At 69.4% G+C, this 15,620-nt stretch carries 12 protein-coding genes; 3 read left to right on the forward strand and 9 right to left on the reverse strand.

The features are described from left to right. Positions 1-206: 206 nt before the first annotated feature. Together olsF and AC6CH2_RS13685 are read left to right on the forward strand one after the other, a co-directional pair. Positions 207-1,952, forward strand: coding sequence for a bifunctional ornithine lipid synthase OlsF (gene olsF, locus AC6CH2_RS13680; protein WP_498269702.1), 1,746 nt, complete (start codon positions 207-209; stop codon positions 1,950-1,952). Next, positions 1,949-2,776 (forward strand): UDP-2,3-diacylglucosamine diphosphatase, encoded by an 828-nt coding sequence (locus AC6CH2_RS13685; RefSeq protein ID WP_435395388.1) that lies wholly within the window; start codon positions 1,949-1,951, stop codon positions 2,774-2,776. Before olsF ends, AC6CH2_RS13685 begins: the two co-directional genes overlap by 4 nt. A 108-nt stretch (positions 2,777-2,884) precedes the next feature. On the opposite strand, the gene AC6CH2_RS13690 is transcribed toward AC6CH2_RS13685, so the two are convergent. Next, on the reverse strand, positions 2,885-3,592 hold the full coding sequence (locus tag AC6CH2_RS13690; RefSeq protein ID WP_498269703.1) for an aspartate/glutamate racemase family protein: 708 nt from the start codon (positions 3,590-3,592) through the stop codon (positions 2,885-2,887). Positions 3,593-3,776: 184 nt separating this feature from the next. On the opposite strand from AC6CH2_RS13690, the gene AC6CH2_RS13695 reads away from it, so the two are divergent. Next, positions 3,777-4,868, forward strand: a complete 1,092-nt coding sequence (locus AC6CH2_RS13695; protein ID WP_498269704.1) for a metal-dependent hydrolase — start codon at positions 3,777-3,779, stop codon at positions 4,866-4,868. Positions 4,869-4,946: 78 nt separating this feature from the next. On the opposite strand, the gene dusB is transcribed toward AC6CH2_RS13695, so the two are convergent. From dusB to AC6CH2_RS13735, 8 genes are all read right to left on the reverse strand, one after another. Next, entirely contained in the window at positions 4,947-5,945 is a 999-nt protein-coding gene (dusB, locus tag AC6CH2_RS13700) for a tRNA dihydrouridine synthase DusB (protein WP_498269705.1), read from the reverse strand. Positions 5,946-6,031: 86 nt separating this feature from the next. Further along, positions 6,032-6,367 (reverse strand): YegP family protein, encoded by a 336-nt coding sequence (locus AC6CH2_RS13705; RefSeq protein WP_498269706.1) that lies wholly within the window; start codon positions 6,365-6,367, stop codon positions 6,032-6,034. A 243-nt stretch (positions 6,368-6,610) separates the two neighbouring features. Continuing rightward, positions 6,611-7,717, reverse strand: a complete 1,107-nt coding sequence (locus AC6CH2_RS13710) for a PepSY-associated TM helix domain-containing protein (protein WP_498269707.1) — start codon at positions 7,715-7,717, stop codon at positions 6,611-6,613. A 22-nt stretch (positions 7,718-7,739) separates the two neighbouring features. Beyond that, positions 7,740-9,860: a TonB-dependent receptor gene (locus AC6CH2_RS13715; RefSeq protein ID WP_498269708.1), complete on the reverse strand. Its 2,121-nt coding sequence runs from the start codon at positions 9,858-9,860 to the stop codon at positions 7,740-7,742. 1,236 nt (positions 9,861-11,096) lie between these two features. Next, entirely contained in the window at positions 11,097-12,074 is a 978-nt protein-coding gene (locus AC6CH2_RS13720; protein WP_498269709.1) for a ribokinase, read from the reverse strand. A 4-nt stretch (positions 12,075-12,078) separates the two neighbouring features. After that, complete coding sequence (locus AC6CH2_RS13725) at positions 12,079-13,377, reverse strand: NupC/NupG family nucleoside CNT transporter (RefSeq protein WP_435395380.1); 1,299 nt, start codon at positions 13,375-13,377, stop codon at positions 12,079-12,081. Positions 13,378-13,498: 121 nt separating this feature from the next. After that, positions 13,499-14,635, reverse strand: coding sequence for a GGDEF domain-containing protein (locus tag AC6CH2_RS13730; RefSeq protein WP_498269710.1), 1,137 nt, complete (start codon positions 14,633-14,635; stop codon positions 13,499-13,501). Between the two features lie 87 nt (positions 14,636-14,722). After that, positions 14,723-15,310 (reverse strand): TMEM165/GDT1 family protein, encoded by a 588-nt coding sequence (locus AC6CH2_RS13735; protein WP_498269711.1) that lies wholly within the window; start codon positions 15,308-15,310, stop codon positions 14,723-14,725. Between the last annotated feature and the right edge of the window lie 310 nt (positions 15,311-15,620).

A 15,620-nucleotide genomic window follows, 5' to 3' on the forward strand; every position in this document is an offset into this window, starting at 1 on the left:
AGACTCGGCCGCGAGCGCGCATTGTGCCGTGTCTTGGGGTTGCCGAGGGTTAAGCGGTCTTTAACTGCGGCCTATGTCCGGAATCTTCGGGGAAAAGCCGGCCTGCCGGGCGCCGCCGGGCGTGTCACCGGACTGACCCGAAACCGCCATGATGCTGTCGCCGGCCCGGCTCAGGCTCCGCGGCATACCGCCGCCGATGCGACGCCATGCTGCAATTCGAACGCCGACTGCAAGAGCGCTTCCCGCAATGGTTCCGGGGCCGCCGGGCCGGGATCGCCCGTCCTTTGCTGCGCACCATCGGCCGCTGGTCGGGTTTCGACCGGGTCGATGGCTTCCTGGCCGAGAACGGCCACCTGCGCGGCTTCGCCTTCGTCACCGCCGCGCTGGATTTCCTGCAGGCGCGCTACCTGGTCGAGGCCGCCGAACTGCAGCGGATCCCGGCCACCGGGCGCCTGCTGATCGTCGCCAATCATCCGTCCGGGGCGGTCGACGCCCTGGCCCTGCTCGATGCGGTCGGCCGTGTGCGCCGCGACGTGCGCATCGTCGCCAACGATTTGCTGTCGGCGCTCGACGGCCTCGAAGGCCTGATCCTGCCGGTGCGCATTCTGGGCGGCCGGCCGAGCCCCGACAGCCTGCACGCGATCGAGGCCGCGCTGCAGGCCGAACAATGCGTCATCGTGTTCCCGGCCGGCGAAGTCGCCCGGCTCGGGTTGCGCGGGGTCACCGACGGCCGCTGGCGGCGCGGCTTCCTGCGCTTCGCTCACAGGACCGCCGCGCCGGTGCTGCCGGTGCGGATCGAGGCACGCAATTCGGCGCTGTTCTACGGCGCCTCGGCCTTGTTCAAGCCGGCCGGTACCGCCTTGCTGGCGCGCGAGATGTTCGCCCGCCGCGCGCGCCGGGTGGCGCTGCGCATCGGCCGGCCGCTGCAGCTGCCGCTCGACGGCGACGCCGAGCGCCTGCTGCGCGAAGTGCGCAGCGAACTGCACGCGATCGGCACGCCGCGCGAGCGCGCCGCGCCGGTCGGGCCGGAGCCCTTGATCGACGCGGTCGACCCGGCGCTGGTGCGGTCCGGGGTCGAGGCGATGGAGTCGCTGGGCCGCACCGTCGACGGCAAGCAGATCCGGGTCGGCGTGCTGCCGGCGGGCGCGCCCCTGTTGCGCGAGATCGGCCGCCTGCGCGAGCTGACCTTCCGCGCGGTCGGCGAGGGCACCGGCCAGCGCCTCGACGTCGACGTCTTCGACAGCTGGTACGAACACATCGTGCTGTGGGACGCGGCCGAGGCGAAGATCGCCGGCGCCTACCGGATCGCGCGCGGCAGCCGGGTGCTGGCCGAGCGCGGCCTGGCCGGACTGTATACCGCGTCCTTGTTCCGCTATGCCGACGACGCAATCCCGCGCCTGGCCCAGGGCATGGAACTCGGCCGCAGCTTCGTCGTGCCCGAGTACTGGGGCAGCCGCAGCATCGATTACCTGTGGCAGGGCATCGGCGCCTATCTGGCCCGGCACCCGGGCGTGCGCTACCTGTTCGGGCCGGTCTCGATCAGCGCGGCCCTGCCGGCCGATGCGCGCGAGCAGATCGTCGCCTACTACGCCCGCTACTACGGCAGCGAGCAATCGGCCGCGGTGTCGAAGCAACCCTTCGTCTACCGGGCCGCGCCGCCGCAGTTCGACGCGCTCGATGCGGCGACCGCGTTCCGCGTGCTCAAGGGCAATCTCGATGCGCTCGGCGCCACCCTGCCGATGCTCTACAAGCAATACACCGACCTGTGCGAACCCGGCGGTGCGCGTTTTCTCGCTTTCGGCGTCGACCCGGCGTTCAGCGACGCGGTCGACGGCCTGATCGAAGTGGACCTGCAGCGCCTGCGCCCGAAGAAGCGCGAGCGCTACCTCGGCGCCGCGCCTCGCGCGGCCGAGTCCGGCACCGAACCCGTCGCCAACGAGGCCGTGTCATGAGTCCTGCATCGATCGTGCAGTTGCCGGTACGCCGCAGAGCCGTGTTCGTCTCCGATGTGCACCTGGGCGCCAAGCACTGCCATGCCGAGGAGTTCGCCGACTTCCTGCAGGGTTTGCGCTGCGATCGCCTGTACCTCGTCGGCGACATCGTCGACCTGTGGTGGATGGCGCAGCGCCGCGCCGCCTGGGGTTCGGCCCAGTATCGGGTGGTCGAGGCGCTGCACGCGCTGGTGCGCGCCGGCACCGAGCTGATCTACGTGCCGGGCAACCACGACCGCTCGATCCGACGCTTCTGCGGCCTGGTGCTGCCGCGCATGCAGGTGCGGCGGCGGGCGATCCACCTGACCGCCGACGGCCGCCGTCTGCTGGTGACCCACGGCGACGATTACGACACCGTGACCCAGTTCGGCGGCATGCAGGAGAGGTTCGGCGACTGGCTGTACGAGCGCATCCTCACCGGCAACCGCCTGACCAACCGGGTGCGCCGCCGTTTCGGCCTGCGCTACTGGTCGCTGGCGGATTTCCTCAAACGCCAGAGCGGCGCGGCCGAACGTTATATCTCGCGTTTCGTCCAGGCCGGCCTGGGCGATGCCGGCCGGCGCGGCCTCGACGGCATCGTCTGCGGCCACATCCATCGCGCCGCCCTGTTCGAACGCGACGGCTGCGTCTATGCCAACGACGGCGACTGGGTCGAAAGCCTGACCGCGCTGGCCGAAGACCCCGACGGGACCCTGCGCCTTTTGGCCCACACCGGCGAGACCCTGGCGCTGTTGCCGGCGCGCGCACCGCGGCAGTTGCCGGGCGCGTTGCCGCACGCGGCCTGAGTACGCTCCGACATCGCGATTACGCTTTGCTCCTCTCCCGCGTAGGGGCGAGGGCGGCAGACGCCGTGTTCCCATCCGAAGCCCTTGGCCGAAACCCTTCCGACGCCCTCAGGCCTCCGACAGCGACCGCTGCAACGCCGCCTGCGCCAGCAGCCGGGTCGAATCCAGGGTCGGCAGCGGCGAGTTCGCATCGTCGATGATCAGGGGGATCTCGGTGCAGCCCAGCACCACCGCATCGCAGCCGGCATCGCGCAGCCGGCCGATGACCTGCTGAAAATACGCCACCGACTCGGGCTTGAACTCGCCGTAGACCAGCTCGTCCATGATGATCCGGCCGATCTGCGCGCGTTCCTCCGCGTTCGGCCGCAGCCAGTCCAGGCCGAGCGCGCCGAGCTTGTCCGGGTAGACCTCGCTCTCGACCAGCCAGCGCGTGCCGGTGATGCCGATCCGGCGGAAGCCGCGTTCGGCCGCGCGCTGCGCCACGACCTGCGCGATGTGCAGCCACGGCAGCGGCGAGCGCGGCTCGACATAGGCCATGGCCTGGTGAATGGTGTTGTCGGGGCAGATCAGGAACCGCGCGCCGGCCGCGGCCAGCTTGCGCGCCGACGACAGCATCAGCTCGCCGACGCCGTCGAGGTCGCCGCGGTCCAGGCAGGTCACGTAGTCGGCCAGGGAATGGCCGTGCAGGACGATGTCGGGGTGCGCATGCGGGCCGAGCAGGCGCGCGCCCTCGGCGCAGATCGTCCGGTAGCACAGCGCCGCGCCCTCGGCCGAACAGGCGACGATGCCGATGGGCTGGGGCGGGTGGTTAGGCATGCGGGCGGTTCCGGATGGGATCGCGGCGATTATCGGGCAGCGCCGCAAGCGCTTCCAGGCGGGGTCCGGGGCGAGGTTCATGGCGAGGTCGATGGCGAGGTCGATGGCGAGGCCTGGGCACCGGCCGCGCCCTCGCAACGAAAAACAAACTCGCCGGCGGCGGGCCTGCGGTTAGCATTCGCGCATGGATTCTCTGACTCAAATCGTGCTCGGCGCGGCGCTGAGCGCCGCCATCGCGCCTGCCGGGCATCGCCGCGCGGCCTTGCTCGCGGGCGCCGCACTCGGCACCTTGCCCGACCTCGACGTCATTCCGGTCAACCTGTTCACCGCCGACCCGGTCGAGCGCATGACCTGGCACCGCAGCCTCAGCCATTCGCTGCTGGTGCTGCCCTTCATCGCCTGGGCGATCTGGGCCTGGTGCCGCGAACGCGGCGGCCGCGTCGCGCAGTCGCCCAAGCGCTGGTTCTGGGCGATGCAGGCGGCCTTGCTGACCCATCCGATACTCGATGCGTTCACCGTCTACGGCACTCAGCTGCTGTGGCCGCTGCCGGTCAAGCCGGTGATGTGGTCGAGCGTGTTCATCATCGACCCGCTGTATACGGTGTGGCTGTTGCTCGCCTGCGTGGTGGCCTGGTTCGCGCGCGAACGCAGGCTCGCGCAGCCGGCGCTGGTCGCCGGCCTGGCCTTGAGCACGCTCTACCTCGGCGGCTCGCTGTGGGCCAAGGCGCGGGTCGAACGCGATGCCGAAACCGCGCTGGCCAAGCTCGGCCTGGAGGACGCGCCGCGGTTCTCGGTGCCGATGCCGTTCAATACCCTGCTGTGGCGGGTAGTGGCGATGACGCCCGGCGGCTTCGTCGAAGGCGAGCGTTCGCTGGTGGCCGACCGCGGGCCCATGCGGTTCCGCGCCTACGACTCGGACATGGAGGCCTACTGGCAAGTCAGCGGTTATCCGGCCGTGCATCGCCTGAACTGGTTCAACCACGGTTTCATGAAGGCCGAACAGCGCGACGGCCGCCTGATCGTGACCGACCTGCGCATGGGCGCCGAGCCCGACTACAGTTTCCGCTTCGCGGTGGCCGAACGCGCCGCCGAATCCTGGCGCGAGATTCCGCCGCAGCAGTTGAAGTGGCCCTGGGATGCGGCGCGCAAGCTGCCGGCGATGTGGACGCGGATCTGGCAGGAGCCGGAGATCGTGGCCGACGTGGAACCGCCCGCGCCGGTGTCGACGCGCGCCGCGGCTATTCCGGCGCAGAGCCACAACGGCGGCATGCGTTGAGTCGCGGCCGCAGGCCGCGCGGCATGCACGGCGTCGCTGCGAGATATTGAAGCGTCTTGCGCTGCGTGGGCCAATGGTTCAGGCCGCGACCGGCAGCTCCGGCGACACGCCCGCGACCAGGGCGTCGAAGTAATCGCGGGTCAGCCGCAACTGCAGCTCGGCGGTATCGGCGCGGTTGACCACGGCGCGGAACGCGGCGTTTTCGGGGCGGTCCTTGGCGTACCAGCTCAGGTGCTTGCGGGCGATGCGCACGCCCGAGACTTCGCCATAGAACGCGTGCAGATGTTCGAGATGGCCGAGCAGGATGTCGCGCACTTCGGCCAGGGTCGGCGGCGCGAGTGTTTCGCCGTGCTCCAGGTAATGGGCGATCTCGCGGAATATCCACGGCCGGCCCTGCGCGGCGCGCCCGACCATGACCGCGTCGCAGCCGGTGTGGGCGAGCACGTAGGCGGCCTTCTGCGGCGAGTCGATGTCGCCGTTGGCGATCACCGGGATCGACAGTGCCGCCTTGATCGCGGCGATGGTGTCGTACTCGGCGCTGCCGGTGTATTGCTGGTCGCGGGTGCGGCCATGCACGGCGAGGGCGGCGATGCCGGCGTCCTCGGCGATGCGGGCGATGTTCGGGGCGTTGCGCTGGTCGTGGTCCCAGCCGGTGCGGATCTTCAAGGTGACCGGTACCTCGACCGCCTTGACCACCGCCTCGACGATGCGCCCGACCAGGGCCTCGTCGCGCATCAGCGCCGAGCCGGCCCAGGCGTTGCAGACCTTCTTGGCCGGGCAGCCCATGTTGATGTCGACGATCTGGGCGCCGTGGTCGACGTTGTAGCGCGCCGCGTCGGCCATGATCTGCGGCACGGTGCCGGCGATCTGCACGCTGATCGGGTCGGGTTCGCCGTCGTGGTCCATGCGGTGGCGCGACTTGGCCGTGCCCCAGAAGCGCGGGTCGCTGGTGGTCATCTCCGACACGCACAGGCCCGCCCCCAGGCGCTTGCTCAGCACCCGGAAGGGTTTGTCGGTGACCCCGGCCATGGGCGCGAGGATCACGCGCGGCATGAGGGAATAGGGGCCGATGCGCATGGCGGCATTGTAAGCCACCCTGCGCGCGGGCCTGGCTGGGCGGGCCGCGACGGCCGGCGAGGCGGGCTGGCCGAGGCGGACCCGGCTCAGACGGCGTGATCGTCCAGGACGGCGGTCGGGGCGTTCAGCCTGACCGAGGCGATCCCTTTTTCGAGCGCGCCGGCGCTGGAATACAGCTCGCTGGTGCCGACGATCTCGCCGTTGCCGGCCTTCAGGACGAAATAGGGGCGGTCGTTGGACGAGGTCTTGCGCTCGTAACGGGCGTCGTTCTGGCTGTTGGCGCGCACCGATTCGACGCCGTTGGCGCACGAGTCCTTGGCCTTGTAGCCCTCGCTGCTGAGGATCGGTTCGCCGTTGCCGGCCTTGAGCACGAACTGGAACTCGCCGTTGCTGCGCTTGCTGATTACGAACTTGCCTGCCATTTTCGTTCCCTCGGTTATAGCCGCCGGCGGCGGACGTGTGACATCCGGTTACACGTCGATAGAACGCGGTTGTGAAGCCGATCCGGCCGCGGGCCGCGAGCGCCGGTCGCCTCGGCGGTCCCGACCCAGGGCCGCGGTCGCGTCGCCGCTGGCTTTCGTGGCGATGCAGGTGCGGGCGCGGCAGGTCTGCCGGCGCGGTTCGGGCAGGCGGTCAACCTCAGCCCGCGAGCGAGCGGCGAGGGTTCAGCGATTGCGGCGCCGGCGCCAGAACAGGAAGCCGGTGACGAGCAGGAACGGCGGCGCCAGCCCGGTCAGCGCAATCAGCGCTTGCCACAGGCGGCCGCCGACGAAACCGCCGTGCAGTGGATAGATCGAGTCGTAGCTGCGGGTACCCAGGCCCTGCCGGGTCGCGTCGAGCGTGCCGATCAGACGGCCTTGGTAGGGGTCGAGCCAGACCATGCTGCGCCCGACTGGATGCCATTCGTCGACGGCGCGGCTGCGGATCGCGATCAGGCCGCTGCCGGCCTTGGGCAGGCTGATGCGGCTCAGGCCCGCGCCCGCGAGCGGGCCGCCTGCCGCGACCGCGGCCTCGGCCGCGCGCAGGGTCGCGTTCCAGTCGATCGGTTCGTCGCGTGCGACGAGCTTGGGCGGCTTGGGCGGCGTGGCATCGCCGAAGGCCGCCTGCAGGCCGTCGCGGACCACGCCGTCGTAGATCATCGATACGCCGGTCAAGGTCGCCAGCAAGGTCAGCGGCAGCAGCCACAGACCGATGCCGCGATGCCAGCTGAGCCAGCGCCGGGTCGGCGGCCCGCGATACCATTTCAGGCTGGCCGCCAACGCCCGCCAGCGCGGCCACCACAGGTACAGACCGCTGGCGAGCAGGAACACCGCGACCAGCCCGACCAAGCCGAGCGCCTGTTCGCCGGCTTTGCCGGCGAGCAGGTGGATGTGCAGGTCGCGCAGCCACAGCAGCAGGTCGTTGTCGGTATTGCGCAACAACAACAGCTCGCCGCTGGCCGGGTCGAAGTAACGGCGTTCGTTGTCGGGGAAATACGCCTGCCACACCGGCAGTTTCGCTGTGGGCAGGTCGAGCGAGCTCATTCCCTGGCTCTGCCAATGGCCGACGATGCGCTCGAGCGCGCGTCCGCGTTGCTCCGCGGTCGGCAAGGCGTGTTCGGCGAGCTGCGGGTAGGCGAGGACCAGCAGCTCGCGCTGGAACGCGAGCGCCGTGCCCGACAAGGCGACCACGGCGAACGCCAGCCCGGCGCTGAGGCCGAGCCACAGGTGCAGCCACTTCAGGCTCGTGCGCAGGCGCGAACGCAACGAAGTGTGGGCCTGGCGATGCGGCATGCTGGGCGGGCCGGAAACGGACTCAGAAACGATATTGCCAGCTCGCGCTCAACACCCGGCCGCGGCCGGCGACGTAGGTGTCGTTGCGCGGCGTGCTCTGCGAGTAATAGGTCACGTACTGCTCGTCGAGCAGATTCTCCACGCCGAGGTTGAGCTGGCCGACCGGCAGCTTGAAGCGGGCCTGCAGGTCGAGGGTGGTGTAGCCGTCGGTGCTGGCGACGCGCACGCCCTTGAGATCGAAGTCGCGGTCCAGCGAGCGGCTGCCCTGCAGGCGAGTGGAGATCGTCTCGCTCCAACTGTGGTCCCAGAACGCGATGATGCGGTCGGGGCTGATGTTGATGCCCGGCAGGTCGCTGTCGACGCGGTCGTCGCCGTCGCTGTCGTAGCGGCCTTCCGCGCCGGCGTAGCCCAGGCCGACCCGGCCGGCCTCGGAGAACCGGAACGCCAGGTTGGCTTCGACGCCGCTGATCTCGGTGCGTTCGCGCACCACGTTGTAGCTCTGGGTGTTGCGGTCGAAGGACAGGCGCGAGCCGAGGTCGGAGTCGGACCAGTACGCCGCTACGTGCGCGACCCAGCGGCCGTTGTCGAAGTCCAGGCCGACCTCGCGGTTGTCGGAGACCACCGGCGACAGGTCGACCAGGTTGTCGACGCGCTGGTTCGGCGCGGTGATGCCGCGCAGCACCCGGCCGATGTCGGCGACGGTGTAGCCTTCCGAGTACGAGGCATAGAATTTCAGAGAGTCGCTCGCTTCCCAGACCGCGCCGAAGTTCGGCAGGGTCTTGCTGGTCTTGGGCGAGCCGCCCTCGACGAAGCGGCTGCCGCCGGCGTTGGCCGGGATGGTGCTGAAGTCGTCGACCTTGAGCCGGCCGCGTTCGTGGCGCAGGCCGCCGGTCAGCATCAACTTATCGGCGACCCGCCATTCGGCCTGGACGAACGGCGACCACGATTCGTACTGCGTTTCCGGCACCCATTTCAGGCCGCTGACCACCAGTTCCTGATAGGTCGTGTCGCGGCCCCAGTCGAGGCCGAGGGTGACGCGCAGGCGCTGGTCGAACAGGTTGTCGCGCGACCAGCTGAACTTGCCGCCGAGCTTTTCCGAGACGTTCTGCGACTGGTCCCACCAGTGCAGGTCGCGGCCGTCGCGCCAGAAGTCTTCCCAGTCGGTGGCGCCGTACAGGCCCTTAAAGTCGACCCAATACAACTGCGCCTGCAGATAACCGCCGGCCATGGACTTGTCGGTGTAGTCGAGCACCAGCGAGGTCGAGCGGTTGCGCGCGCCCTGGCCTTCCCGGCTGCCGCGCGCCGAGGTGGCCAGGCGCCCGGTACGGATGTCGCCGTTGACGGTGACGTAGTCGTTGTTGCCTTCGAGCTCGTAGCGGTTGGCGGTGAGCTGCAGGCGGCGCTGCTCGTCGATGTCCCAGCCGGCCTTGGCGAACAGGTTGTGGCTGCGCGCGTCCATCAGGTCGCCCTGGATGTCGTTGACCGCGATCGCGTCGCCGTTGCCGTCGTAGTACAGGCCTTCGCTGGCGAAGGACACGCCGCCGACGAAGTCGAACGCGCCCTGGCGGGTGCCGAACAGGTAGGAGCCGCGGTAGCCGCTGCCGTCGCTCTGGCCCGGCAGCGCGGTGCTGGCGCCGAGGCTAAGCTCGTGGAAGCTTTCGCCGTCCTGGCGCGGCGCGCGCTTGGTGATGATGTTGATGATGCCGCCCGAGGCGCCGAGGCCTTGCAGCGCATTGGCGCCGTGGATGACTTCGATGCGTTCGATCATCGCCGGGTCGATGGTGTGGCCGTCGCGACCGCCCTCGCGCAGCGGCGTCGATTGCGGCACGCCGTCTATCAGGTACAGCGGCTTGCGCCCGCGCAGGGTTTCGCCGCCGTTGGTGAGCTTCTGCCGCGACGGCGCGAACGAGGGGATCAGGTTGGCGAGGACCTGCGAGATGTCCTGGGTCACGGCCAGCTGCTGGCGCAGCTGTTCCTGGTCGATCACGGTGATCGTATTGGCCAGCGCGGCCTCGGAGTTCGGCATGCGGCTGGTGCTGGCCGACACGGTGACCCGGTCGATGTCCTTGGCCTCATCGGCGTGGGCGACGGACGCGGCGAGGGCCGCCAGCATGGCGCTGGCGAGTAGAGTGAATCGGGGCATTCGGGATAGGCCTGAGAACTGCGACAGGGTTGGCATGTTAATGCGAACCATTCTCAAACAAAAGGGTGGGCTGGGGTTTTGCCCCTGCCAGGGGCGGGAGGCGGGCGTTATCGACCTGTGAAAGGGGCCGCGGCTTCGCGTCGGAGGCCGCCTGGCCTCAGGGTAGGAGCGGCGTAAGCGGCGACCAAGGGACGCGCAAAGGCGGCAACGCCGATGCCGCTTATCGAAGCGGTGCACTTACGCGAGGGTAGGAGCGACGTAAGTCGCGACCGCGCTGTCTGTCGTTGCGGCGTCGCTGGCCATAAGGCGGTGAAGCCACATCAGCATCTAAAGCTTCCGTCCACTGACGCGGCCGGGTTACTTTCTTTTGCTGAGCCCAAAAGAAAGCTAACCAAAGAAAAGGGCTCTCCTTGCAAGGGCACCAGCCCGCGCGATCGCTGCCGACGCAGGGATGCTCCAGACAGGCCATCCCTGGCCTGCTTGCGCACGGCCCGCCTCCCTGCGGGCCGCCCTACGGGTCTTCCAATTGCCCGGCAAAGCGGCAGGGCAGATCAAAATCCCAGCAACGGCAACCCTTGATCGAACGCTCCTACCCCGGCGAAAGCGCGCCGCTTCGATGGACGACATTGGCCTGTTGTGCCGCGCGTCCCGTGGTCGCGGCTTACGCCGCTCCTACAGGGGAGGCGTCGCCGCGCTCCGGGTTCGTGTTATCGACTTTGGCTGTTGCTGCTGCCGTGCGTCGCCGTGCACTCGCGAAGGCCATCGAAGACCCGGAGGGCGGCGCGCAGGGATGCGCGCCGTTTTTCATCGGGACAAGGATGTCCCGTGTGAAAAATCCCCGCGGAAGCACCGATCGCGCGGGCCATTGATTCAAAACAAAGCAACTTCTTTGGTTATCTTTCTTTTGTTGCTTTAGACAAAGGAAAGTAACCCGCCGCTTTAGTGGCGGAAGCTTTGGGTTTGATCTTGATCTTGATGTCGATTGAAAGAAACGCCGCAAGACCGCCGCAGCGATGTCGCGGCTTGCGCCGCTCCTACCCCGGCGAAAGCGCGTTGCTTCGATGGGCGACAGCGGCCTTGGCGTTTCTGCGCGTCCCGCGGTCGCGACTCACGTCGCTCCTACAGAAGTCGTATGTGATGACCCGAGTTGAGGGATGCAGGCGCGGCTCGCGTCGCTCCTACCCTTAAGACAATGCCGCCCCTCAAGGCTAAATCCCGCCGGGGAGCGGCCAATTCTCAGCCGAAGCGCGCGCTCACTTCGGCATCGCGCGGCATCGCCGCCGCGGCGCCGGCGCGCTCGGTCGACAGGCCGGCGTAACGATTCGCATAAGCGACCTGGCGCCCGAACGGGGCCGCCGGGTCGCGGGCGAGAGCGGCGGCGAGGGCGCCGTTGAAGGCGTCGCCGGCGCCGGTGGTGTCGACCGCTTTCACCGCCGCGGCGGGGCAACGGTAGAAAGCGCGGTCGTCGCCGCGCAGGACGCCATCGGCATGGGACACGAAGCTGCCGGCCTTGCCCAGAGTCACGATCACGCTGCCGTGCCCGAACAGGCGGCGGCAGTGCGCGTGCAGTTCGGCGTCCGGCAGGGCGCTGAGGGTGTCGGGGTCGAGCGCGCTGCCGGTGCGCCGGCGCAGTTGCGCGCAGAACTCGGTTTCGTTCGGGGTGACCACGTCGGCCAGCGCCCACAGCGCGTCGCTGACGACGGCGTCGGCCGGGGCCGGGTTGAGCACGGTCAGCGCGCCGATGCGGCGCGCCGCGGCGAAGGCGGCTTCGGCCGATTCGACCGGCGTCTCCAACTGGCTCAACAGCACCCGGGCGGTGCCGAGCAGGGCATCGTGGCTGGCGACGAACTCGGCCGACAGCTCGGCATTGGCGCCCGGGCCGATGACGATGGTGTTGCGGCCGTCGGCGTCGACGTAGATGCCGGCGGTGCCGGTCGGCGCTGCGCTGCGCAGGTCGCGCAGGTCGATGCCGTCGGCGGCGGCGAGCGCGCGGGCGAGCTGGCCGCCGCTGTCCTCGCCCAGGGCGCAGACGAAGCTGGTCTGCGCGCCGGCGCGCGCGGCTGCGGTGGCCTGGTTGAAGCCTTTGCCTCCGGGACCGGTGTGGTAGCGGCCGGCCAGAGTCTCGCCGGGCTGCGGCAGCGCGGCGAGGGACCAGACATGGTCGACGTTGAACGAGCCGACGACGACGACGCGGCCTGTGCTGGCTTGGCTCATGGGCTTAGGCGGAGAAGTGGGTCAGCACGCCGGCGATGGTCGCGGTCATGAAGGTCGCGATCGAACCGCCGAGCACCGCGCGCAAGCCGAAGCGGGCCAGGTCCTGGCGACGCTCCGGGGCCAGGCCGCCGATGCCGCCGATCTGGATCGCGATCGAGCTGAAGTTGGCGAAGCCGCACAGGGCATAGGTGGCGATCAGGCGGCCTTCGTCGCTGAGGGCGACCCCGGCGACCTTGCCGTTGACGATGTCGGCCAAGTGGGTATAGGCGACGAACTCGTTGAGCACCACCTTCTCGCCGATCAGGCCGCCGACCACGTTGGCGTCGGCCCAGGGCGTGCCGATGACCCAGGCGATCGGCGCGAGCAGGAAGCCGAGCAGGGTCGACAGGTCGGTCGGCTTGCCGATGGCCGCGGCCAGGCCGGTCTGTTCGCCGAGCCAGGTCAGCGGCGCGTTGACCAGCGCGATCAGGGCGATGAAGGCCAGCAGCATCGCGCCGATGTTGAGCGCCAGGCGCAGGCCGTCGCCGGCGCCGGCGGCGGCGGCGTCGATGATGTTGGCGGTGTTCTTTTCGACTTCCATCTTGACCGTGCCGCGGGTCAGCGGTTCGCCGGTCTCGGGCACCAGGATCTTGGCGATCACCAGGGTCGCCGGCGCGGCCATGATCGAGGCGGCGAGCAGGTGCTTGGCGTAGAACGCCTGCGCGTCCGGGTCGCCGGCGCCGAGCATGCCGACATAGGCGGCGAGCACGCCGCCGGCGATGTGGGCCATGCCGCCGATCATCATGGTGATCAGCTCGGACTCGGTCATCTTGGGGATGTACGGCCGTACGGTCAGCGGCGCTTCGGTCTGGCCGATGAAGACGCTGGCGCAGACGCTGGTGGTCTCGGCGCCGGACACGCGCATTACCTTGGTGATCGCCCAGGCCATCGCCCGCACCACCGCCTGCATCACGCCCAGGTGGTAGAGCACGCCCATCAGCGCGGAGAAGAAGATGATCGTCGGCAGCACCTGGAAGGCGAAGATGAAGCCGAATTTGCTGACGTCCATGAGGTCGCCGAAGATGAACTTCGAGCCGGCGCCGACGAACTCCAGCACGTGCACGAAGCCTTTGCCGATCGCGTCGAACACGTCCTTGCCGCCCGGCACCAGCAGCACCACCGAGGCGAAGGCGATCTGCAGGGAGATGCCGATCGCGACCAGCTTCCAGTCGACCGAACGGCGGTTGACCGAGAACACCCACGCAATGCCGACGAGCACCGCCAAACCGAACAGGCCGAAGGCCACGCGCGTAATCGAATCCACTCCACTCTCCCCGGGCGCCGGAGCCCCGGCGGCTTGTTAGCGACTTATTAATCGGGGCAGCCTAGTGCAGTGACGGCGCCAGCGGCAAGTTGCGCCGCGAGGCTTGCCAGGGCCGGCTCGTTCAGATATCGCGGGCGACCACGCGATTGCGGCCGGATTGCTTGGCCCGCTGCAGGCGCAGGTCGGCGCGGCGGAGCAGCCGTGAGAGGTCGCCGCCTTCCTGCGGAAACGTCACCAGGCCGGCGCTGAAGCTCAGCCACAGCGGCTCGGCGCCGCGGCCGGGCTCGAACGGGCGCTCGGCGACGGTGCGGCGGATCGCGTCGACTTCCTCGAAGGCGGTGCCCAGCGGCTTGCGCATCACCAGCAGGAACTCGCCGCCGCTCAGCCGGACCAGCCACTCGCTGGGTTCGGCCTGCTCGCGCAGCACCGCGACCAGGTGGCGCAGGCTGCGGTCGCCGAGGCGGTGGCCGTAGTCGTCGTTGATGCGCTTGAAATGATCGAGGTCGATCAGGGCCAGGGTCAGACTGCCGCCGTCGCGGCGCACGGTGTCGAACAGGCGCGGGATGCGGTGGGTCAGCCAGGTGCGGTTCGGCAGCCGGGTCAGGCCGTCGGTGCCGGACATCTCGATCAGCCGCTGCATCCGGTACACGACCATCGAGGTGGCGATGGTGATCATCGCCAGCAGGACGATGCGCTGGGCCTGGCTGCCGACGGTGACCGCGCCGTAATCGCTCGACATCAGCTCTTCCGGCGAATCGGCGGCGGCGAACACCGCCACGATCAGCACCCCGTACTGGACCAGGGCGAGCACGCCCGCGAACAGGGTGACCCGGCCGTCGCTGCGTAGCGCGGTCAGCAGGATCGCGAACAGATAGCCGCACCAGACGATCAGGCTGTTGAGCCCGGCCGGCAGGTGCTGGGCGGCGAGCGCGGCCAGGACCAGGGTGGTGGCGGTCACGTCGAAGCCGGCGGTCGTGAAGGGCAACCAGCGGTAGCGGCGCTGGCGCCGGGCCAGGGCCAGCCACAGCTGCGAGAACACGTTGACGAACACCGCCCCGCCCAGGCCGATCATGGTTTCCTTGACGCTGCCGCCGCCGATCGCGTTGAACAGCGGCAGCAGCAACAGCATCGCGGCGAGCACCGCGCGCAGTCGCGCCACCAGCAGTTCGCCGCCGGCGCCGATCTCGAGCATGATTTCGTCCGGCCGCAGCAACAGCGCCACCAGTACGCCGCGCAACCTTCCGCCGATGCCGTGCATCCCTACGCGATCCCCTTGCCGTCCGCGGCGAGCATAGCGCGAGAGCCGGTCGCCCGGCTCCCGTGGTGGCATCCGCGTGGGTGGCGATCAGCCGATTCCGCGCACCGCGGCCCAGATTGCGAGCGCCGCGAACACCGCTGCGGCGATGTAGCGCGCGGTTTTCAGCGGCAGGCGGTCGGCGAAACGGCTGCCGAGCAGGGCCACCGGCACGTTGGCGAGCAGCATGCCGACGGTGGTGCCGGCGATCACCGCCCACAGCGGCTCGTAGCGGGTCGCCAGCAGCACGGTCGCGACTTGGGTCTTGTCGCCGATCTCGGCGAAGAAGAACGCGATGGTGGTGGCGAGAAAGGCGCCGCGCGCCGAGAACTGCGGCTCCTCGTCGAGCCGGTCGGGCTTGAGCGTCCACAGCGCGACCGCGAGGAAGCTGGCGGCGACCACCCAGCGCAGCACCTCGGGCCGCAGCCAATGCGCCACCAGGGTGCCGAACCAGGCGGCGAGGGCATGGTTGAGCAAGGTGGCGACGAGGATGCCGGCGATGATCGGCCAGGGTTTGCGGAACCGCGCGGCGAGCAGCAGGGCGAGCAACTGGGTCTTGTCGCCGATTTCGGCGAGCGTGACCGTGCCGGTCGAGACGAGGGTGGCGACGACCGAGGCCGGCAGTAAGGACAGGTCCATGACAACTCCGGGGTCGGGCATTCGCGTGGACGCGAAGGCGGACGATGCACGGCCCGACCCGGGTTGCGCGCAACGCCTGCCTTCGGTCTTGCCCGTGGTCGCTAGCGCCGCCCGGTCGGGTCGTGGACCCGGATCGTTCGCGCTGGCTGCCGCTCATGCGCCATGGCCGGTGGGCCAAGTGTGTTGACGCATGTCCCCGCGGGCCTGGCGGCTGCGGGTGGGCTACTCCCCGGAGGAGGAAAGTGGGGCGGATTGTAGCGGGAACGGGGGAGAAGGTGGGGAATGAGAATCTTTTGCTGTTGAGGGTGCG

It is taken from the genome of Lysobacter sp. GQ73 (assembly GCF_059758755.1).

Bases quoted from the DNA above. Each gene is read 5' to 3' on its own strand.
- AC6CH2_RS13720 (WP_498269709.1), bottom strand. From the start codon at position 12,074: ATGAGCCAAGCCAGCACAGGCCGCGTCGTCGTCGTCGGCTCGTTCAAC.
- AC6CH2_RS13715 (WP_498269708.1), bottom strand. From the start codon at position 9,860: ATGCCCCGATTCACTCTACTCGCCAGCGCCATGCTGGCGGCCCTCGCC.
- AC6CH2_RS13685 (WP_435395388.1), top strand. From the start codon at position 1,949: ATGAGTCCTGCATCGATCGTGCAGTTGCCGGTACGCCGCAGAGCCGTG.
- dusB (WP_498269705.1), bottom strand. From the start codon at position 5,945: ATGCGCATCGGCCCCTATTCCCTCATGCCGCGCGTGATCCTCGCGCCC.
- AC6CH2_RS13695 (WP_498269704.1), top strand. From the start codon at position 3,777: ATGGATTCTCTGACTCAAATCGTGCTCGGCGCGGCGCTGAGCGCCGCC.
- AC6CH2_RS13730 (WP_498269710.1), bottom strand. From the start codon at position 14,635: ATGCACGGCATCGGCGGAAGGTTGCGCGGCGTACTGGTGGCGCTGTTG.
- AC6CH2_RS13710 (WP_498269707.1), bottom strand. From the start codon at position 7,717: ATGCCGCATCGCCAGGCCCACACTTCGTTGCGTTCGCGCCTGCGCACG.
- AC6CH2_RS13735 (WP_498269711.1), bottom strand. From the start codon at position 15,310: ATGGACCTGTCCTTACTGCCGGCCTCGGTCGTCGCCACCCTCGTCTCG.
- AC6CH2_RS13690 (WP_498269703.1), bottom strand. From the start codon at position 3,592: ATGCCTAACCACCCGCCCCAGCCCATCGGCATCGTCGCCTGTTCGGCC.
- olsF (WP_498269702.1), top strand. From the start codon at position 207: ATGCTGCAATTCGAACGCCGACTGCAAGAGCGCTTCCCGCAATGGTTC.
- AC6CH2_RS13705 (WP_498269706.1), bottom strand. From the start codon at position 6,367: ATGGCAGGCAAGTTCGTAATCAGCAAGCGCAGCAACGGCGAGTTCCAG.